Raw genomic sequence first — 17,440 nt, forward strand, 5'->3', positions numbered from 1 at the left:
GGCGCGCGCGCCCGCCTCTGTCTCCGCTCCCGTACCTCTACGGCGCCCCCCCCCCCCCCCCCTCCGGGGGGACCGGCGCCGCGCTCGGCGCCGTCCACGGACACCCGTTGGAGCAGGCCGTACGTGAACTCCGCCACGCAGGGCCGGCCCTGCGCGGTGAAGGCCAGCCGCCACCGGGTCGGCGCGGTGCCTTCCATCGGACGCACCGGCGCGAAGGCCCGCGCCACCTCGTCCACCGTCGCCGACCAGGGCCGCAGGTCCTCCGGCGCGCGCAGGACGGGCCCGGGCGCGCCCGGTGCGCGCACCAGCCACTCGTTCCACACCGCCCCGTCCGGCGCGGCCAGCACCTCGAAGCGCAGATCGGGCCAGAGCGGCAGGGGCCACAGCAGGGCCGCGCACTCCAGGTCGCCGATGGTCCGCCGGGCCGTCGACTCCGGCGGGCCGAGCACCGAGCGGTAGCGGGCCAGGGCCCCGCGGGAGCGGGGCGAGCGGACCATCGCCTGCCAGCGCCGGTTCGCCTCGCGCTGCTCGGCGAGGGAGGCGCCGAGCCGTCGCCGGGCTTCCTCGGCCAGCTCCGGCCGGAAGTCGGCCATCCGCCGCAGCAGCACCAGCTGAAAGGCGGTCCGGCCGAGAGCCCCTGGTCCCGACGGCGGCGTGGAGGGGGGCGTGGACGGCGTCGGAGGCGCTGGCGGCGGGGGTGGCGGCGTCATGGGACCACGATTCCACACAGGACCTTTACGAACTCGCGATGTCGATGTGACGTGAAACCACGTAGCGTCACATTCGCCATGGACTACTGCCACGCCTGCCGGAGGCACCTCAACGGCGCGTTGGCGTGCGCCGGGTGCGGAACCCCGGTCGAGTACCTGCCCCCCGCCACGCCGGGCGGCCCTGTCGCGCCCACCGCCCCGTACGGCTCCGCCGACGTGCCGTACGGGCCCTCCGTGCTCCCGGGAGCGCCCGGGGCGCAGGCCACCGACCCCTTCGCGGACTCCCTCGTCGTGCTGTCCGGCACCACCGAACGCCGGCCCGGCGCGCGCGCCCGGGCCGCGAACCGCCGCCGGCGGCGGACCTTCGTCACCGTCGGGCTCGGGCTGGCGGTCGCCGTCGGCGGTTCCGTGGGCCTGGCGCAGGTGATGGCGGACGGTGACCACACCGACCGGGCGGCGAACGTCATGCTGACCGACGACGACGGTCCGCAGCAGCCGGCCCCGCTGCCCAGCCGTACCGGCGGGCCCAGCGCTCCGGCCCCGGTGAAGCCGGTCAAGGCCTCGGGAAGCGCGAAGGCCGCCGCGAGCGCCGCGCAGCCGGCCCGGTCCGGGGACTCCGCCGGGGACGGTACGCAGCCGGGGCCGGGGGCTTCGGCCTCCGCCTCGGGCAGGTCCGGGTCGCAGCAGGATTCCGGGAAGGGGCCGTCCGTAAAGCCCGGACAGTCGGGGCAGCCCTCGCCGAGCGCCTCGGGCACGGGGACGCAGCTGCCCGTTCCGCCGCAGCCGAGCCCGTCGCCGACCAAGCCGCCGAAGACCTGCTGGTGGATCTTCTGCTGAGTCGGCGGTCCAGTCGCTGAGCCGGCGGTCCAGTCGCTGAGCCGGCGGTTCAGTCGCTGAGCCGGCGGTTCAGCCCAGCATCCGTCAGCCCCGAATCCGTCAGCCCGGCATCCGTCAGCCCAGCATCCGCTTGAGCAGGTCGCGCAGGACCGTCCGCTCGGCCGTGGACAGCCCGGCCAGCGGCTCCCGTGCGAAGTCCAGGGACTCGCGCAGTCGGTCGGCCGTCTGCAGCCCCTCCTCGGTGGGCGCGGCCAGCTTCACGCGCCGGTCGGCCGGGTCCGGCCGGCGCTCGACCAGGCCGCGCGACTCCAGCCGGTCCACGATGCCGGTGATGTTGGACGGCTCGCACTTCAGCTTCTGCGCGATGTGGCGCATCGGCATCGGCTCGAGCGACAGCAGGTTCAGCACGCGCGCCTGCGCGCCGGTCAGCTGGTGGCTGGCGGCGGCCTGCTCGTACTCCTCGTGGTAGCGGGCCACGACGGTGCCGATGAGCTCGACGACCTCGACGGTCAGGGGATCCACGCGACGACTGGGCATGGAACCAGCGTACCCATTTGCTTGACAACATGAAATATCCAGGCGCATGGTTGTTTCACGTCCTGAAGCATTTTGTCGATCTGGAGTGCCCCATGTCCGAGACCCCCGCGATCCCCGCCGTCAGCCGTGAGTGGCACCTCGTCCGCCGTCCCCAGGGCTGGCCGGTGGCCGAGGACTTCGCGCTGCGCGAGGTACCGGTCGCCGCTCCGGCCCCCGGCCGGATCCTGGTGCGCAACCTCCACATGTCCGTGGACCCGTACATGCGCGGCCGGATGAACGACGTGAAGTCCTACATCCCGCCCTTCCAGCTGGACCGGCCGATGGACGGCGGCGCGGTGGGCGAGGTCGTCGCCTCGGCCGCCGACGGCTTCGAGGTCGGCGACCACGTCCTGCACGGCCTGGGCTGGCGCGAGTACGCGGACGTGGACGCGGCGCACGCCACGAAGGTCGACGCCTCGCTCGCCCCGCTCTCCGCCTACCTCGGCGTGCTCGGCATGCCGGGCATGACCGCCTACGCCGGCCTCTTCGCGGTGGCCTCCTTCAAGGAGGGCGACTCCGTCTTCGTCTCCGGCGCGGCGGGCGCGGTCGGCAGCCTGGTCGGCCAGTTCGCGAAGATCAAGGGCGCGTCCCGGGTCATCGGCTCGGCCGGCTCGGACGAGAAGGTGACGCTCCTCACCGAGAAGTACGGCTTCGACGCCGCCTTCAACTACAAGAACGGCCCCGTCGCCGAGCAGCTGAAGGACGCCGCCCCCGAGGGCATCGACGTCTACTTCGACAACGTCGGCGGCGACCACCTGGAGGCGGCGATCTCCTCCCTGAACGTGAACGGCCGCGCCACCCTGTGCGGGGCGATCGCCCAGTACAACGACACCGAGCCGACCCCCGGCCCGCGCAACCTGGTCCAGGTCATCGGCAAGCGGCTGCGCCTCCAGGGCATCCTGGTCAACGACCACGCCGCACTCCAGCCGCAGTTCGTCAAGGACGTCTCCGGCTGGCTGCGCTCGGGCGAGCTCGTGGCCGACGAGACGGTGGTCGAGGGCGTGGAGAACGCGACCGACGCGTTCCTCGGAATGCTGCGCGGCGAGAACACCGGAAAGATGATCGTTTCGTTCACCGGTTAGGCTCGGTCCTGAACCGTCGCGATCGTGGGCGCGAGTCGCGGCGACCACCAGAAGGATCCTGTTCACATGTCCATCCAGCAGTCCGACGTCCTCTACACCGCCGTGGCCACCGCGGAGAACGGCCGTGACGGTCGCGTCTCCACCAGCGACGGCCGACTCGACGTCGTGGTGAACCCGCCGAAGGAGATGGGCGGAAGCGGCGCCGGCACCAACCCGGAGCAGCTGTTCGCAGCCGGCTACAGCGCGTGCTTCCAGGGCGCCCTCGGCGTCGTGGCCCGCAACGAGAGCGCCGACGTCTCCGGTGCCACCGTCACCGCCGAGGTCGGCATCGGCAAGAACGACGAGGGCTTCGGCCTGATCGTGAAGATCTCGGCCGTGATCCCGAACGTGGACCAGGCCAAGGCCAAGGAGCTCATCGAGAAGGCCCACCAGGTCTGCCCGTACTCCAAGGCCACCGCCGGCAACATCACGGTCGAGCTCGCCGTCTGATCCGACGCCCGCTCGCGTGCGAAGGCCGCCCCCCGGACCGGAGGGCGGCCTTCACCGTAAGCTGGACCCATGCGTGATCTTGCGGGGGGATTCGGCTACCTGCTGGCCGGACAGAGATGGGTGTTCCGTCACGGACGGTGGCTGGGCTTCGGCCTGCTGCCGGGACTGGTGTCGCTGGTGCTGTACGCCGGCGCGTTCGTCGCCCTCGGCTACGGTGCCGACGACCTGACGGCCTGGGCCACGCCCTTCGCCGACGACTGGACCTCGCCCTGGCAGGGGCTGTTCCGGGGCTTCCTGACCGCCCTGGTGTTCGGCCTCGGCCTGTTCCTCGCAGTGATCACCTTCACTGCCGTGACCCTGCTCGTCGGCCAGCCCTTCTACGAGTCGCTGTCGGAGCAGGTCGACCGCAGCGAGGGCGGCGACGTACCGGAGTCCGGGCTGCCGCTGATCCGAGAGCTGTGGATCTCCGCCCGGGACAGCATGAAGGTGCTCCTGCGCGTCGCGCTCTACGGGATCCTGCTGTTCGCCCTCGGATTCATCCCGGTGGTCGGCCAGACCGTGATCCCGGTCATCGGGTTCTGCGTGTCCGGCTTCTTCCTCGCCGAGGAGCTCACCGCCGTCGCCTTCCAGCGCCGTGAGGTGGAGCTGAAGGACCGGCTCGTCCTGCTGCGCGGGCGGCGGACGATGGCGCTCGGCTTCGGGGTGCCGCTGGTGCTGGCCTTCCTGCTGCCGCTGGTGGCGGTGTTCCTCATGCCGGGCGCGGTGGCCGGGGCGACGCTCATGGTCCGGCACCTGCGGGGCGAGGACGAGGACCGGCCCGCCGAGGGGGAGGGGGACGGGGAGGGGGACACGCCGGGCCAGGCCCACGGCGCCCCGTACCCGCCGCAGTCCCCCGCCCCGGCCCAGCCGCACGCCCCGTACCCCGCCCAGCCGCAGGCTCCGTATCCGGCGCAGCAGCCCGTCCCGTACCCGCAGTACCCCGCGGGCGGTTCCGGCTCCGGGCAGGGACCCGCCGGGGGCTTCGGGCCGCCGCCGAATCCGTACGCCTCCTGATCCGGCCGCCTACCTCCGCAGCAGGGTGATCGCGCCCGCCGTGTCCTCGCCGGCGTGCGCGGCCCCGTCGGCGACCAGGCGACGCCGCATCAGCTCGAAGTAAGGGTTGATCAGTTCCGCGCTGACCCCCTGCTCCTCCGCGGTGCGCAGCAGCGTCCCGGTGGCAGCCACCTGCATGGAAAGGTTCGACACCACACCGGTGGTGAAGTCGCCCGAGGTCAGCCGCTCGGCCGCGTTGCCCACGAAGAAGCCCATCGCGCCGAGCCACTCCGACAGCAGCGGCGCCAGGTCCTTCGGGGCGATGTCCTCGCCCTCGATGAGCGCGAAGGCGTGCGAGATGCCGGCGAACAGCCCGTACATCCCGCTGAGCAGCGCCACGTCGTGCAGGGCGGCGTGACCCGGGTCCGCTCCGACGAACCGGGCCGGGACGGGGACCTCCAGCACGGTCCGGTGGGTGTCGAACAGGGCCCGGGAGCCGCTGTAGAAGACGTAGCCGCCGGCTTCGGGCGCGCCGATCATCACCGGGGTGGCCATGATCCCGGCATCCACGAAGCGGGCACCGCGGGCCCCGGCCCAGGCCGCGCGGGCCCGGCCCTCGCCCGGGGTGCCGGTGGTGAGGTTGACCAGGTCCTTGCCGGTCAGGTCGGCGTCCTCCAGGGCCGAGCCGACGCTGGCGTCGTCGAGCAGGCAGACCACGACGAGGTCGTTCGCGGCCACCGCCTCCGCGGGGCTCGCGGCGACGAGGGCGCCTTCGGCGGCGAGGGCCTCGGCCTTGGCGGCGGTGCGGTTCCAGACGGTCAGGGAGTGGCCGGCGGCGAGCCAGGTACGGGCCAGGGCGGTGCCCATGTCGCCGAGGCCGAGGAGGGTGAGGGAGCGCTGTGCAACGTTCGTGTCGGTCATGGCGTTCAGACTGGTGGCGGGGCGAAGGGTCCTCAAGTACGTACTTTGGAGTGGGTGGTTACTTCAAAGTGAGCGAACAGGTGGGGAGGGGTGCGTGATGGCGGTGACGCGGAGGCCCGGGGCGGACCACTGCGGTGTGGCCGCGGCGATGTCCGTGATCGACGGCAAATGGAAGGTGTCGCTCCTGTGGGAGCTGGACCAGCGGCCGCGCCGCTTCGGCGAGCTGCGGCGGCTGGTCCCAGGGGTGTCGGAGAAGGTGCTCGCCGCCCAGCTGCGGGAGCTGGAGACGGACGGCCTGGTGCACCGCGAGGCCTACGACGAGGTCCCGCCGCGCGTGGAGTACTCCCTGACCCCGCTGGGCCACGCGCTCAACACGGCCCTGGAGCCCCTGGGGGCGTGGGGGAACGCGTACCTCCTCCCTCACGAGGTGGCATCGGCCGGGGTGGCGTCCGCCTAGTGCTGCGGCACTAGCGGTCGGTGCGGGGCTCCACCCACAGGGCCTCGCCGACGGCGCACAGCTCGCCCCGGGCCGTGACCAGGGCCGTGCCCACGCGGTACTTGCGGCCCTCGCCGCCGAGCAGCCAGGAGTACGACACCAGGCCCGCGCCGGCCGGAACCGGTCGCAGCAGCTGCCCGGTCAGGGCGGCCGTGACCGCGCCGGCCCGCCGGTCGTCGAGGAGACGGCCCGCCGCATTGCCCGGGCAGTCCAGCGCGCCCCACACCAGCTCGGCCGGCAGCAGCCCGTCGGCGTCGGCGAGCGCGAGCCCGGGGGTCCAGGCGGTGGCGACCAGGGCCGTGCCGGGCACCCGGCCGCAGTGCAGGCGCAGGCCGGTGTCCGGGGTGCGGTCCAGACCGCAGCCGAAGCAGTCGACCGACCCGTCCGGCGGAGCCGCCCGGTAGGCCTCGGCGGCGGCCAGGGCCTGCTCCCAGGACGGGGCCGCCGGGACCTCGACCGTCGGCTCGGCGGGAGTGGCCGCGGCCAGCAGGTCCGTGCCGTCGGTCAGCTCGGCGCCGCCGCCGGCGGTCGGGGCGAGCCGGACCGGGGCGTCGGTGGGCACGGGCCGGCGGAAGTCCACCCGCACGGTCTTCGCGGCGGCGTGTGCGGCCAGCACCCCGGCGACGTACCCGCCGAAGGCGACTCCGGGATATCCGCAGAGGAGGCCGGGAACCGTGATCGTCTCGAAGTCGGTCATGACCGACACCTCATCACACGCGCCGGGTCGGGTGGCAGAGCGGCAACCTTTGCCGCCGTGCGTTCGTCCTCCATTCTTGGACGGACGCGTGCGCGGACGCGTGCAGGGTTTCGGAGGTGGCGGGATGGCTCAGCAGCCGTGGGGACAGCAGTACCCGGTACACCCGCCCGCGTCCCCGTACGGCGCGTCGCCCGCGCCGCCGGGGCAGGCCTGGCCGCCCGCGCAGGTCCCGCCGTCCGCGATGCGCGCCTCGCACACCGACCGCGACCGCACGGTGGACGTCCTCAAGGCTGCCTTCGCGGAGGGCCGGCTCTCCCGCGAGGAGTACGGGCAGCGCTTCGACGCGGCCTCGCAGGCGCAGACCTACGGTCAGCTCGCGCAGCTGGTGGCCGATCTGCCGGCCGGGCCGATGGCCGTCCCCTACGGTGCCGCCGGGCCGGCGGCACCGGCCTTCGCCGGGCATCCGGCGCCGATGCCCGTGCCCGTGGCGATGCCCGTGCCCGTGGCGATGCCCATGCCCATGCCGGCGCGGCGGGTCAACGGGATGGCGATCGCCTCACTCGTTCTGGGTGTGCTGTGTCTGCCGACCCTTGGCATGGCCGCCCCCGGCGCCGTGATCACCGGCCACATCGCCAAGGCGCAGATCCGCGCCCGTGGCGAGGAGGGCGAGGCCCCGGCGACGCTCGGCCTGGCACTCGGCTGGCTGGCGATGGGCGGCTGGACACTGCTCTTCGTGCTGGCGGGTTTCGGCGCGCTCGGCTGAGCCAGCGTTGCGGAACCGATGCCTCCGTATCCGTCGATTCCCTGAGGCGGCCAGATAGTATGCCCGGCAGCGCGAGTCTGTACGCCTGCCAGTGAAGGCCGGAACCGCCCGCACCGTCACCCCCCGACCCGCCGCCCACCCAGGGCACCGGAGCGGCGGGCGCGGATGCCCGGCCGAGACTTGCTGTCCGACGGCGCCCGGCGTCGGGCCGAGCACCGACCAGCAGTAGGGACACCGTCAGTGACAGTCAGCACCGAGGCGTCGGCGGGCGCGCCCCCCGACACCCCGAGCAGACCGGCCGCCGGCCACGCCCCCGCGCTCCCGGCCGCCGTCCCGACCCCCGGCCGCCCGGTGCGCGGCCCGCGCTCCCGCGGTGGCCTCCTGCTGCTGGAAGCCGCCGTGGCGTTCGGCGCCGCACTGGTCCTGCCGGTGCTGGCCCGCAGCTTCAAGCTCGACCCGCTCAACCGGATCGCCCAGGTCAGCGGCCTCGCCGGGCTCCAGCTGCGGTTCGCCCTCCTCGGGCTGCTGCTCGTCGCCGCGGTGGTGCTCGCGATGCAGCGGCGCCGCGGCCGCCACTTCGACCTGGCCACCCGACTCGCCTCCGCCGGCATCGCGGGCCTGGCCAGCGGTTTCGTCGCCGGGGGCGTGGTGATCGCCCTGCTCGGTACGCCGTGGCCGATGTTCGGCCTCAACGGCGACAGCGGCCGCATCGTCGAATGGGCCCACGCCGTCGCCAACGGCCGCCCGTCAGGCTCGCCCGTCTACCCGCCGCTGCCCCTCTACACCCTCGGCTACTACGCCGAGTGGTTCCACGGCGGCAACACCGCGTACGCCTTCAAGGACCTGCAGATCCTCGGCACCGCCGCGTTCGGACCGCTGGTCTACCTGGCCTGGCGCATGCTGCTGAGCCCCGTCCGGGCGCTGGCCTTCGGCGTGGTCCCCGCCTTCGCGCTGATCGACTCGTACAAGCCCTACAGCCAGACGGTGCTGGTGCTGCTGGTACCGGTGCTGGTGGCGATGGTGGTGACCCTGCACCGAAGCGGCACCCGGAACTGGCGTTCGGTGCTGCTCAAGGGTGCCGGGTTCGGCGCCGTCCTGGGCGTGCTCTTCCTCGCCTACTCGGGCTGGTTCCTGTGGAGCGCGGCCGGTGTGTTCTTCGCCGCCCTGCTGTACTTCCCGTGGCGGACCGGGCCGGCCAAGGGCGCGGCGTTCATGGGGGCCGCGCTGGGCGCCTTCCTGGTGGTGGCCGGGCGCTACCTCACGGTCATGCTGATCGAGGGGCAGACCACCAAGGACTACAACTTCCGCTTCGACAACTTCACCGACCCGGCCTACTACCTGATGTGGCGCACCGACATGCCGGGCGAGGTCGGCGACTGGCCGCCGCCCGGGGAGTTCGGCGGGGTCGGGCTGTTCGCGCTGGTGACGTTCCTCTGCCTGGGCGCGGCGATCTGGCTGGGCCTGCGCAAGCCGCTGGTGATCACCATCGCCGCCATGTTCATCAGTGCCTGGGTGATGCGCATGTACATCGCCTCGCACATGTACGAGACGCAGACCGTCCAGCTGTACACCCGCACCAACAACCAGCTGCTCTACTGCGGGCTGATCCTGTGCGCGCTCGTGGCCCACTTGGTCTCCCAGCGGCTGGCCGGGCGTTCCGCTTCCGCCTCTGCTTCTGCTTCTGCTCCCGCTTCCGCGGTGACGGCCGGCGGCTCGCGCGGCGCCGGCTTCCCCGGCCGGGAGGGCGCGGTGATCGGGACGCTGTGCGCGCTCCTGCTGCTGCTCGGTACCGTTTCCTCGTCGATGTCCGACCGCTTCATGCCCGCGCAGGACGGTACGTACCGGATCCTGCCGTGGGTGTCGCACACCATCCGGATGCAGGACGGGACGTGCCCGAAGTTCGCGCCCGAGGGGCTGTGCTCCAAGGACGGCGACCAGGGCTGGCTGAGCTACATCCGATGACCAGAGGGAACCGATGATCTCCGTATTGAGGCGGGCGGCCGACCGGGCGGCCCGGACCCCCAAACGGCTCTGGGCCACGGCCTTCGTGCTGTTCTTCGCACTGTCGGCCTCCTGGTCGGTGGCCACCCCGCTCGGCGGCTCCCCCGACGAGCACGCCCACTTCATCCGTGCCGCGGCCGTCGCCCGGGGCCAGATCAACGGCTCCGAGGTGATGGTTCCGCACGTGGTGGCGGGCATCGAGGGGCATTTCGCCGAGACCGGGGTCAGGCTCCCGCAGTGGTACGCGGAGCTGCCCACGCAGCACGACTGCTACGCCTGGCAGGAGGGCACGCCCGCGTCCTGCGCGCCGGCCATCGGGCAGTCCGGGAAGACCGTCCAGGTCACCACCGCGGCCGGCCGCTACCACCCGGCCTACTACCTGGCCACGGGCTGGCCGAGCCTGCTGGTCAAGGGGCCGAACGCGCTGTACCTGATGCGGCTGGTGTCGGCGGCGCTCTGCTCCGCGCTGCTCGCCAGCGCCGTGGTCACCGCCGCGGAGTGGCGGCGCCGCTCGGTGGCGCTGCTCGGCGTGTTCGCCGCCGTCACGCCCATGGCGCTGTACATGGGGGGCATGGTCAACCCCAGCGGCGGTGAGATCGCCGCCGGGGTCCTGGTGTGGACGGCCCTGCTGTCGGTGCTGATGGTCCCCGACCGGCAGTTGCTGAACCGGCGGCTCGCCCGGGTCGGCATCGGCGGCCTGGTGCTGATCAACATCCGTCCGCTCGGCCTGATCTGGTTCGCCGGCGCGGTCTTCTTCGCCCTGCTCCTCCAGCAGCGGGGCGTCCTCGGCCAGGTGCTGCGCAGCAAGGCGCTGTGGGTGTGGACGGGGCTGCTCGGCGTGGCCACGGCCGGTGCCCTGCTGTGGGCGGGCGCCCACCCGGACAACTCGGTGATCAACACGCCCAAGACGCTCACCATGAAGGAAGCCGCACGGCAGACCTTCGGCAACACCGAGACGTACGTCCACCAGATGCTCGGCTACTTCGGCTGGCTGGACACCCCGGCGCCGGCCTTCACCTGGCTGGTGTGGCTGGGCGTGCTCGCGGTCCTAATCGCGCTGGGGCTCGCCTACGGGCGGGGGCGCGAGGTGGTGGCGCTGCTCGGCATGCTCCTGGCGGTCGTGGTGGTGCCGGTGGTGGCGCAGACGCTCCAGGCGGAGAAGCTCGGCATGGTGTGGCAGGGCCGCTACCTGCTGCCCTTCGCCGTGGGCCTGCCACTGATGGCCGTGCTGACCGCTGCGAGCCGGTCGCCCGAAGGGCCCGAAGGGCCCGGAGGGGGCTTCCCCTGGCGTCGGCTGACCGGCTTCGCGGTGGCCGGGCTGGCGCTCGCCAACGCGGCCGCGTTCTTCTGGACGCTGCGGCGCTTCGCGGTCGGCACCTCCGGCCCCTGGGTGCCGTTCGCGGCGCACTGGGCGCCGCCGGGCGGCTGGGTGCTGTGGACCGCGGTGTACACGGCCGCGGCGTTCGCGCTGGTGCTGCCGGCGCTGGCGCGGGACTGGGAGTCCGATGTGCCGGGGGGCCGCCCGGAGCAGGACGATGCCGCCGCCCGCCCGTCGCAGCACCGTCCGAGGGTGCCGGCGGCCCGCTGAACCGCCTGACCGCCTGACCGCCTACCGCCTGACCGCCCGACCACGACGACCGTCCGACCACACGACCGCCTGACCGGGCGCCGGCGCCACGGTGCCCCGGTCAGGCAGTGATCTCGGCCGTCGCCAGCGTCGGGGTGCGGTCGTCCGCCTCGGCGAGCAGGGCGCCCCCGGGAGCCCAGATCGCGGCCCGCCCGCAGCCGGTCCACGGGCCGGCCGGTCCGACGTGGTTGGCGAGGACCACGTACAGGCCGTGCTCCCTCGCCAGCACGGCGTGGACCGCGGCGCGTTCCTCGGTCCCGCTGCCCGTCCCGTACAGGGAGGAGGCGAGGTGGACGCGGCAGCCGGCCGCCGCCGCGCGGCCGGCGAGCTCGGGGAAGTGGTTGTCGAAGCAGATGCCGAGCGAGAAGCGGATCCCGCCGAGCTCGAAGTGCCCGTCGCAGCCGCCCGCCGTGAAGGTGTCCTGCTCCTGCTGGTACAGGTGCTGCTTGGCGTACGTGGTGACATGCCCGCCGTCCGCCCCGTAGACCAGCGTCGCGATGGCGGGCCGCGGGCCGCCGGTGCGCAGCGCGACGTTGACGGCGACGGCGGTGCCGGCGGACCGGAGCGGGTCGAGCCGGGGGTCGTCCGGGTCGGCGATCCACAGGCCCGGGTCGGCGGCCACGGCGGCCAGCTCGTAGCCGGTGAGCGTGAGCTCGGGGAACACCACGAGCCCGGCGCCCGCGTCCCGGGCCTCGGCGGCGAGGGCGGCGGCCCGTGCGGTGTTGCCGGGAACGTCGGCGGGTATGCAGGTCAGCTGCGCTGCGGCGATCTTCATGCGTTCAGGATGCCGGACCGCGGACGGCGGGTGGCCGGAAAGCACCCCTGGAACCGGCCCGGAGGCGGGGTCGGGGGTCAGCGCGGCGGCTCGGCGGCGGTCACCTGGCGGTGCGCCAGCTCGGCGAGCCGCGCCTGTCCGCCCTTGCCGGGGTGGAACCAGTCCCAGTGGCTCAACTGCTCGGCGGCGAAGGGGTACTGGAACACCGCGCCGCCGTCGTAGCGGCACAGCGCGTCCTTCGCGCACACCTCGCGGAGTACCTCGTTGTACTCGACCACCCGCGCCCGCACCTGCTCGCGCCGGGCCGTCGCCGCTGCCGCGGACGACAGCGGATCCGCGAGCATCGACTGGCAGATGCCCAGCTTCCACACCTGCCGCACCATCGGGCTGTCCTTGCCCTGCTGCCACAGCCGCTGGAGGTCCGGCACGCTGGAGACGTACACCTGGGAGGCGGGCGAGGCCGTCCGCAGTGCGCCGAGGGCCTTCTCGAAGCCCGTCCGGAACTCCGCCACCGGGGTCATCGCCGCGGCTGACGGGCGGCACGCGTCGTTCGAGCCGACCATGACCGTGACCAGGTCGGGCTTGTGCCCGGCGGCCGAGGCCAGCTGTCCTTCGAGGTCCGCCATCCGCGAGCCGGTGACCGCATGGTTCCAACTGCGCCCCGCCACCTGCGCGTCGCCGAGCAGCCGCGCGGCGAGCGAGCGGACCGCCGGATCGCTCCCGGTGGCCCAGGAGACCTCCGGGCAGTCGGCCAGTACCGAACAGGCGTCGAACCCCCGGGTGATGGAGTCGCCGACGGCCGCGATCGACGCGGGCGCGGTGTTCCAGCGCGGTCCGGCCTGAGCGCCCCGCTCGCCCTGCTCGGGCGTGGCGGCCGCCTGACACCCGGTCAGCACCCCGGCCAGGAAGGCCATGGCCGCACCCGTGCCCGCGCGTGTGCGTCGCGTGCGGTGTCCGGGAGCGGTGGTGCGCATCGGGTGGTCCCCTCCTCGTCGCCCCGCGTCCTCACGGGGGCGTCCTGCTGAGTGAAAGCTCTGTGTTTGGCGGCCTCGGACCGACCGTACGACACACCCTGGCCCCTGCCGCACGGTAGCTTTTCCCCCGTGGCGTTTCGGCCGCAGGTCCCGCAGCGCGATGTCAGATTATTTCCGTTACATTACAACACGTCACATTCTGTCCGTTTCTGGAGTTTATTCCCGACCTCGTCCCACACTGGAGGTCCCGGTGACGACACGTGGAGTCCTGTACGTGCATTCCGCACCGCGCGCGCTCTGCCCGCACGTGGAATGGGCTGTTGCGGGCGTGCTCGGGGTGCGGGTGAACCTCGACTGGATCCGGCAGCCCGCCTCTCCGGGCACCTGGAGAGCCGAGTTCTCCTGGCAGGCCGAGGCGGGTACCGCGTCGAAGCTCGCCTCCGCACTGCGCGGCTGGCACCTGTTGCGCTTCGAGGTGACCGCGGAACCCTGCGCCACTGCCGAGGGCGAGCGCTACAGCTCCACACCGGACCTCGGCATCTTCCACGCCGTCACCGGCCTGCACGGCGACATCCTGATCCCCGAGGACCGGCTGCGCGCCGCCCTCGCCCGCTCCGCACGCGGCGAGGCCGACCTGGAAGCGGAGATCTCCCGGCTGCTCGGCAAGCCCTGGGACGACGAACTGGAGCCCTTCCGCTACGCCGGCGAGGGCGCCCCGGTGCGCTGGCTCCACCAGGTCGTCTAGCCGCCCGACCGGGCAGGATGCCATGCGAGAGGCCCACCCGGGGATCCCGGGTGGGCCTCATGCGCGTACGGGGGGCGGCGCGTCCGCGGCGCGAAGGCGGCGGACGGTGCCGTGTCAGCCTCAGACGCTGCGGAACCCCAGCGTGACGTTGTGGCCGCCGAAGCCGAACGAGTTGTTGATCGCGGCGATCGGGCCCTCGGCGGGCAGCTTGCGCGGCTCGCCGCGGACGATGTCCGCGGCGATGTCCTCGTCCAGCTCGTCGATGTTGATGGTCGGCGGGGCCGTCCGGTGGTAGACCGCCAGCACGGTCGCGACGGTCTCGATACCGCCGGCGCCGCCCAGCAGGTGGCCGGTCATCGACTTGGTCGCGGAGATCGCGACGTGGTCGAGGTCGTCGCCCAGGACCTTGCGCAGGGCCTTCACCTCGGCCGTGTCGCCCTGCGGGGTCGACGTGGCGTGCGCGTTCACGTGGACCAGCTCGGCCGGGTTCAGGCCGGTGTTGTCGAGCAGGTTCTGCACGGCGGCGGCGACGCCGCGGCCGGTCGGCTCCGGCTGCGCGATGTGGTGGCTGTCCGCGGACAGGCCCTGGCCCAGCACCTCGCAGTAGACGCGGGCGCCGCGCGCCGCGGCGTGCTCCGCGGACTCCAGCACCACGACGCCCGCGCCCTCGCCGAGGACGAAGCCGTCACGGGCCTTGTCGTACGGGCGCGAGGCCGACTCGGGGTTCTCGTTGTTCTTCGACATCGCCATCATGTTGGCGAACGCGGCGATCGGCAGCGGGTGGATCGCCGCCTCGGTGCCGCCCGCGACGACCACGTCGGCGCGGCCGGTGCGGATCATCTCGACGGCGTAGCCGATGGCCTCGGCGCCGGAGGCGCAGGCGCTGACCGGAGTGTGCACGCCCGCCTGGGCGTTGACCTCCAGGCCGACGTTGGCCGACGGGCCGTTCGGCATGAGCATGGGGACGGTGTGCGGGGAAACCCGGCGCACACCCTTTTCCTTCAGTACGTCGTACTGGTCGAGCAGAGTGGTGACACCGCCGATGCCGGAGGCGATCACGGTGCCCAGGCGCTCCGGCGCGACGGACTCGTCCTCGCCCGCCGGGGCCTTGTAGCCGGCGTCGGCCCAGGCCTCGCGGGCTGCGATGACGGCGAACTGGGCCGAGCGGTCCAGCTTGCGCGCCAGCGGCTTCGGGAGGACCTCGCTCGGGTCGACAGCGACCGGGGCGGCAATACGGACCGGGAGGTCGGCGAAGCGCTCGCCCTCCAGGGGCTTGACGCCGGAACGGCCGGCGAGCAGACCTTCCCAGGTCGAAGCGCTGTCGCCACCCAGCGGAGTGGTTGCGCCGATACCGGTGACGACCACGGTGCGATTGGTCGGGCTCACAGGAATTCTTTCTCCACGTCTCAGGGGGTGCTGAATTGTCACGGCGCCACCGCCGGGTGGCGACAAACGCTCGTCAGGCTCAGGCCTGGTGCTTCAGGATGTAGTCGGCAGCGTCACCGACGGTCCGGAGGCCCTTGACGTCCTCGTCCGGGATCTTGACGTCGAAGCGCTCTTCGGCGGCGACGACGACCTCGACCATGGAGAGGGAGTCGACGTCCAGGTCGTCGGTGAACGACTTGTCGATCTCGACGTCCTCGACCGGGATACCGGCGATCTCGTTGACGATCTCCGCCAGACCCTCGACGATCTCTTCCTGCGTGGCGGCCATGTGGCGCTCCTTCTGTAGCTGACTGCGGTGAAACAGGCCCGGATGTGGTTCCGGGCCCTAGGGGAGGGTAACGACCGTCGCGGCGTAGACGAGCCCCGCCCCGAAGCCGATGACGAGCGCGGTGTCGCCGCTCTTCGCCGCTCCGGTCGCCAGGAGCCGCTCCATTGCGAGCGGGATCGAGGCGGCCGAGGTGTTGCCGGTGGTTTCCACGTCACGGGCGACCGTGACGTGCTCCGGCAGCTTGAGGGTCTTCACCATCGAGTCGATGATCCGCATGTTGGCCTGGTGCGGAATGAAGACGTCCAGGTCGTCCGGGGTGATCCCGGCGGCGTCGAGCGCCTGCTGGGCCACCTTGGCCATCTCGAAGACGGCCCAGCGGAACACCGCCTGGCCCTCCTGCGTGATGGCCGGGAACTTCTCGCCGGCATCCTTGCCGAGGTACTCGTCCCACGGCACGGTCTGCTTGATCGTCTCGGACTTGTCGCCCTCCGAGCCCCACACCGTGGGGCCTATGGCCGGCACGTCCGAGGGGCCGACGACCACGGCGCCGGCGCCGTCGCCGAACAGGAAGGCCGTCGCGCGGTCCTCCAGGTCGGTCAGGTCCGACAGCCGCTCCACGCCGATGACGAGCACGTACGGGGCCGAGCCCTCGATCACGAGGCCCTTGGCGAGGGTCAGGCCGTAGCCGAAGCCGGCGCAGCCCGCGGAGATGTCGAACGCGGCCGGCTTGACCGCGCCGATCCGGTGCGCGATCTCGGTCGCGACCGCCGGGGTCTGCCGGAAGTGCGAGACCGTCGAGACGATCACGGCGCCGACCTGCTCGGGGGAGATCCCGGCATCGGCCAGCGCCTTGCCGGAGGCCTCCACCGACATCGCGGCGACGGTCTCCTCGGCCGAGGCCCAGTGCCGGCTCGCGATGCCCGAGCGGGAGCGGATCCATTCGTCGGAGGAGTCGATCTTCTCCAGGATGACGTCGTTGGGGACCACCCGGGACGGGCGGTAGCCGCCGACGCCGAGGATGCGGGCGTACGGGGAGCCCTGGGCAGGCTTGATCTTCGACATGCTGTGTGGGCTCCTTCTCTCAGGCCGTGTGCTCGGCGATGAGCGCCGCGGCCTTCTGGAGATCGTCCGGGGTCTTCAGGGCCACGTTCGGCACGCCCTTGAGCGCACGCTTGGCCAGACCCGTCAGGGTGCCGCCCGGGCTGAGCTCGATGAGCCCGGTGACGCCGAGGTCGGCGAACGTCTCCATGCACAGGTCCCAGCGGACCGGGTTCGCGACCTGGCCCACCAGGCGGGCGACGACGTCGGCGCCCGAGGTGACGACCTGGCCGTCCTTGTTCGAGACGTACTTCAGCTTCGGGTCGGCCGGTTCGAGGGCCTTGGCGGCCTCGTCCAGCGTCGTGACCGCGGGAGCCATGTGGTGCGTGTGGAAGGCGCCCGCGACCTGTAGCGCGACGACCTTCATGGCACCCTCGGGCTTCTCGGCGACCAGGGCGTCGATCTGCTCCTTGGTGCCGGCGGCCACGATCTGGCCCGCGCCGTTGATGTTGGCGGGGGTCAGGCCCAGCTTCTCCAGGTGCGCGACGACCACGTCGCGGTCACCGCCCAGTACCGCGGCCATGCCGGTCTCGGTGACGGCGGCGGCCTCGGCCATCGCCAGCCCCCGGGTCCGTACGAAGGACAGCGCGTCGGCCTCGGAGAGCACACCCGCGTACGCGGCAGCGGTGATCTCGCCGACGCTGTGGCCCGCGACGGCACCGAAGGCCGTACGGGAGCCCAGCTCCGAAGCGGCGAGCAGGCCCGCGGCGACCAGCAGCGGCTGGGCCACGGCCGTGTCGCGGATCTCGTCCGCGTCCGCCTTCGTGCCGTAATGGGCGAGGTCGAGCCCGATGGCGGTCGACCACTCGGCGACGCGGTCAGCGGCGCCGGGCAGTTCGAGCCAGGGGGTCAGGAAGCCGGGCGTCTGTGCGCCTTGGCCGGGAGCGACGAGTACGAGCACCC

Annotated in this window: 19 protein-coding genes; 9 read left to right on the forward strand and 10 right to left on the reverse strand. The window is 72.8% G+C overall.

Annotated features, from left to right (window positions below):
- A partial coding sequence (locus tag ACFVGY_RS15220) for a hypothetical protein (protein ID WP_385676496.1) occupies positions 1-710 on the reverse strand: 710 nt, incomplete at its 3' end.
- A 78-nt stretch (positions 711-788) separates the two neighbouring features.
- On the opposite strand from ACFVGY_RS15220, the gene ACFVGY_RS15225 reads away from it, so the two are divergent.
- Positions 789-1,547, forward strand: a complete 759-nt coding sequence (locus tag ACFVGY_RS15225) for a hypothetical protein (protein WP_385676499.1) — start codon at positions 789-791, stop codon at positions 1,545-1,547.
- A gap of 114 nt (positions 1,548-1,661) precedes the next feature.
- On the opposite strand, the gene ACFVGY_RS15230 is transcribed toward ACFVGY_RS15225, so the two are convergent.
- Positions 1,662-2,084, reverse strand: coding sequence for a MarR family winged helix-turn-helix transcriptional regulator (locus tag ACFVGY_RS15230; RefSeq protein ID WP_385676502.1), 423 nt, complete (start codon positions 2,082-2,084; stop codon positions 1,662-1,664).
- 92 nt (positions 2,085-2,176) lie between these two features.
- On the opposite strand from ACFVGY_RS15230, the gene ACFVGY_RS15235 reads away from it, so the two are divergent.
- From ACFVGY_RS15235 to ACFVGY_RS15245, 3 genes are all read left to right on the forward strand, one after another.
- Complete coding sequence (locus ACFVGY_RS15235; protein ID WP_385676505.1) at positions 2,177-3,205, forward strand: NADP-dependent oxidoreductase; 1,029 nt, start codon at positions 2,177-2,179, stop codon at positions 3,203-3,205.
- Between the two features lie 66 nt (positions 3,206-3,271).
- Positions 3,272-3,694 carry an organic hydroperoxide resistance protein gene (locus tag ACFVGY_RS15240; RefSeq protein ID WP_385676508.1) on the forward strand — a complete coding sequence of 141 codons (423 nt, stop codon included), beginning with the start codon at positions 3,272-3,274 and terminating at the stop codon, positions 3,692-3,694.
- 69 nt (positions 3,695-3,763) lie between these two features.
- The gene (locus ACFVGY_RS15245; protein WP_385676511.1) at positions 3,764-4,747 is read left to right on the forward strand and encodes an EI24 domain-containing protein; all 984 of its coding nucleotides are present in this window, start codon (positions 3,764-3,766) and stop codon (positions 4,745-4,747) included.
- Between the two features lie 9 nt (positions 4,748-4,756).
- Here ACFVGY_RS15245 and ACFVGY_RS15250 read toward each other — a convergent pair whose 3' ends face one another.
- Positions 4,757-5,647: an NAD(P)-dependent oxidoreductase gene (locus ACFVGY_RS15250; protein WP_385676514.1), complete on the reverse strand. Its 891-nt coding sequence runs from the start codon at positions 5,645-5,647 to the stop codon at positions 4,757-4,759.
- A gap of 97 nt (positions 5,648-5,744) precedes the next feature.
- Here ACFVGY_RS15250 and ACFVGY_RS15255 point away from each other — a divergent pair, with 97 nt between their 5' ends.
- Entirely contained in the window at positions 5,745-6,104 is a 360-nt protein-coding gene (locus tag ACFVGY_RS15255) for a winged helix-turn-helix transcriptional regulator (RefSeq protein ID WP_385676516.1), read from the forward strand.
- Positions 6,105-6,114: 10 nt separating this feature from the next.
- Here the strand turns inward: ACFVGY_RS15255 and ACFVGY_RS15260 are convergent, their stop codons facing one another.
- On the reverse strand, positions 6,115-6,840 hold the full coding sequence (locus ACFVGY_RS15260) for a hotdog fold domain-containing protein (protein WP_385676519.1): 726 nt from the start codon (positions 6,838-6,840) through the stop codon (positions 6,115-6,117).
- Positions 6,841-6,964: 124 nt separating this feature from the next.
- Between ACFVGY_RS15260 and ACFVGY_RS15265 the strand changes: the two genes are divergently transcribed.
- The 3 genes from ACFVGY_RS15265 (at position 6,965) to ACFVGY_RS15275 (ending at position 11,192) form a co-directional block, all read left to right on the forward strand.
- The gene (locus tag ACFVGY_RS15265) at positions 6,965-7,603 is read left to right on the forward strand and encodes a DUF1707 and DUF4190 domain-containing protein (RefSeq protein WP_385676522.1); all 639 of its coding nucleotides are present in this window, start codon (positions 6,965-6,967) and stop codon (positions 7,601-7,603) included.
- Between the two features lie 240 nt (positions 7,604-7,843).
- Complete coding sequence (locus ACFVGY_RS15270) at positions 7,844-9,565, forward strand: hypothetical protein (RefSeq protein ID WP_385676525.1); 1,722 nt, start codon at positions 7,844-7,846, stop codon at positions 9,563-9,565.
- 13 nt (positions 9,566-9,578) lie between these two features.
- On the forward strand, positions 9,579-11,192 hold the full coding sequence (locus tag ACFVGY_RS15275; protein WP_385676528.1) for a DUF2142 domain-containing protein: 1,614 nt from the start codon (positions 9,579-9,581) through the stop codon (positions 11,190-11,192).
- Between the two features lie 100 nt (positions 11,193-11,292).
- Here the strand turns inward: ACFVGY_RS15275 and ACFVGY_RS15280 are convergent, their stop codons facing one another.
- Positions 11,293-12,006, reverse strand: a complete 714-nt coding sequence (locus ACFVGY_RS15280) for a carbon-nitrogen hydrolase family protein (protein WP_385676531.1) — start codon at positions 12,004-12,006, stop codon at positions 11,293-11,295.
- A 77-nt stretch (positions 12,007-12,083) separates the two neighbouring features.
- Positions 12,084-12,980, reverse strand: coding sequence for an SGNH/GDSL hydrolase family protein (locus tag ACFVGY_RS15285; RefSeq protein WP_385676534.1), 897 nt, complete (start codon positions 12,978-12,980; stop codon positions 12,084-12,086).
- 250 nt (positions 12,981-13,230) lie between these two features.
- On the opposite strand from ACFVGY_RS15285, the gene ACFVGY_RS15290 reads away from it, so the two are divergent.
- Positions 13,231-13,725: a DUF3145 domain-containing protein gene (locus ACFVGY_RS15290; protein WP_385676537.1), complete on the forward strand. Its 495-nt coding sequence runs from the start codon at positions 13,231-13,233 to the stop codon at positions 13,723-13,725.
- Positions 13,726-13,845: 120 nt separating this feature from the next.
- Here the strand turns inward: ACFVGY_RS15290 and fabF are convergent, their stop codons facing one another.
- The 4 genes from fabF to ACFVGY_RS15310 form a co-directional block, all read right to left on the reverse strand.
- Positions 13,846-15,111 (reverse strand): beta-ketoacyl-ACP synthase II, encoded by a 1,266-nt coding sequence (gene fabF / locus ACFVGY_RS15295; RefSeq protein WP_385676539.1) that lies wholly within the window; start codon positions 15,109-15,111, stop codon positions 13,846-13,848.
- A gap of 79 nt (positions 15,112-15,190) precedes the next feature.
- Complete coding sequence (locus ACFVGY_RS15300; protein WP_385423438.1) at positions 15,191-15,439, reverse strand: acyl carrier protein; 249 nt, start codon at positions 15,437-15,439, stop codon at positions 15,191-15,193.
- Positions 15,440-15,496: 57 nt separating this feature from the next.
- Positions 15,497-16,501 carry a ketoacyl-ACP synthase III gene (locus ACFVGY_RS15305; protein ID WP_385676541.1) on the reverse strand — a complete coding sequence of 335 codons (1,005 nt, stop codon included), beginning with the start codon at positions 16,499-16,501 and terminating at the stop codon, positions 15,497-15,499.
- A 19-nt stretch (positions 16,502-16,520) separates the two neighbouring features.
- Positions 16,521-17,438 carry an ACP S-malonyltransferase gene (locus ACFVGY_RS15310; protein ID WP_385676544.1) on the reverse strand — a complete coding sequence of 306 codons (918 nt, stop codon included), beginning with the start codon at positions 17,436-17,438 and terminating at the stop codon, positions 16,521-16,523.
- Between the last annotated feature and the right edge of the window lie 2 nt (positions 17,439-17,440).

It is taken from the genome of Streptomyces sp. NPDC127106 (genome assembly GCF_042677605.1).
Taxonomy (GTDB): Bacteria; Actinomycetota; Actinomycetes; order Streptomycetales; family Streptomycetaceae; genus Streptomyces.

What these genes read in the sequence shown, in the direction of transcription:
- ACFVGY_RS15225 (WP_385676499.1), top strand. Translation starts at nt 789, where the DNA reads ATGGACTACTGCCACGCCTGCCGGAGGCACCTCAACGGCGCGTTGGCG.
- ACFVGY_RS15230 (WP_385676502.1), bottom strand. Translation starts at nt 2,084, where the DNA reads ATGCCCAGTCGTCGCGTGGATCCCCTGACCGTCGAGGTCGTCGAGCTC.
- ACFVGY_RS15235 (WP_385676505.1), top strand. Translation starts at nt 2,177, where the DNA reads ATGTCCGAGACCCCCGCGATCCCCGCCGTCAGCCGTGAGTGGCACCTC.
- ACFVGY_RS15240 (WP_385676508.1), top strand. Translation starts at nt 3,272, where the DNA reads ATGTCCATCCAGCAGTCCGACGTCCTCTACACCGCCGTGGCCACCGCG.
- ACFVGY_RS15245 (WP_385676511.1), top strand. Translation starts at nt 3,764, where the DNA reads ATGCGTGATCTTGCGGGGGGATTCGGCTACCTGCTGGCCGGACAGAGA.
- ACFVGY_RS15250 (WP_385676514.1), bottom strand. Translation starts at nt 5,647, where the DNA reads ATGACCGACACGAACGTTGCACAGCGCTCCCTCACCCTCCTCGGCCTC.
- ACFVGY_RS15255 (WP_385676516.1), top strand. Translation starts at nt 5,745, where the DNA reads ATGGCGGTGACGCGGAGGCCCGGGGCGGACCACTGCGGTGTGGCCGCG.
- ACFVGY_RS15260 (WP_385676519.1), bottom strand. Translation starts at nt 6,840, where the DNA reads ATGACCGACTTCGAGACGATCACGGTTCCCGGCCTCCTCTGCGGATAT.
- ACFVGY_RS15265 (WP_385676522.1), top strand. Translation starts at nt 6,965, where the DNA reads ATGGCTCAGCAGCCGTGGGGACAGCAGTACCCGGTACACCCGCCCGCG.
- ACFVGY_RS15275 (WP_385676528.1), top strand. Translation starts at nt 9,579, where the DNA reads ATGATCTCCGTATTGAGGCGGGCGGCCGACCGGGCGGCCCGGACCCCC.
- ACFVGY_RS15280 (WP_385676531.1), bottom strand. Translation starts at nt 12,006, where the DNA reads ATGAAGATCGCCGCAGCGCAGCTGACCTGCATACCCGCCGACGTTCCC.
- ACFVGY_RS15285 (WP_385676534.1), bottom strand. Translation starts at nt 12,980, where the DNA reads ATGCGCACCACCGCTCCCGGACACCGCACGCGACGCACACGCGCGGGC.
- ACFVGY_RS15300 (WP_385423438.1), bottom strand. Translation starts at nt 15,439, where the DNA reads ATGGCCGCCACGCAGGAAGAGATCGTCGAGGGTCTGGCGGAGATCGTC.
- ACFVGY_RS15305 (WP_385676541.1), bottom strand. Translation starts at nt 16,501, where the DNA reads ATGTCGAAGATCAAGCCTGCCCAGGGCTCCCCGTACGCCCGCATCCTC.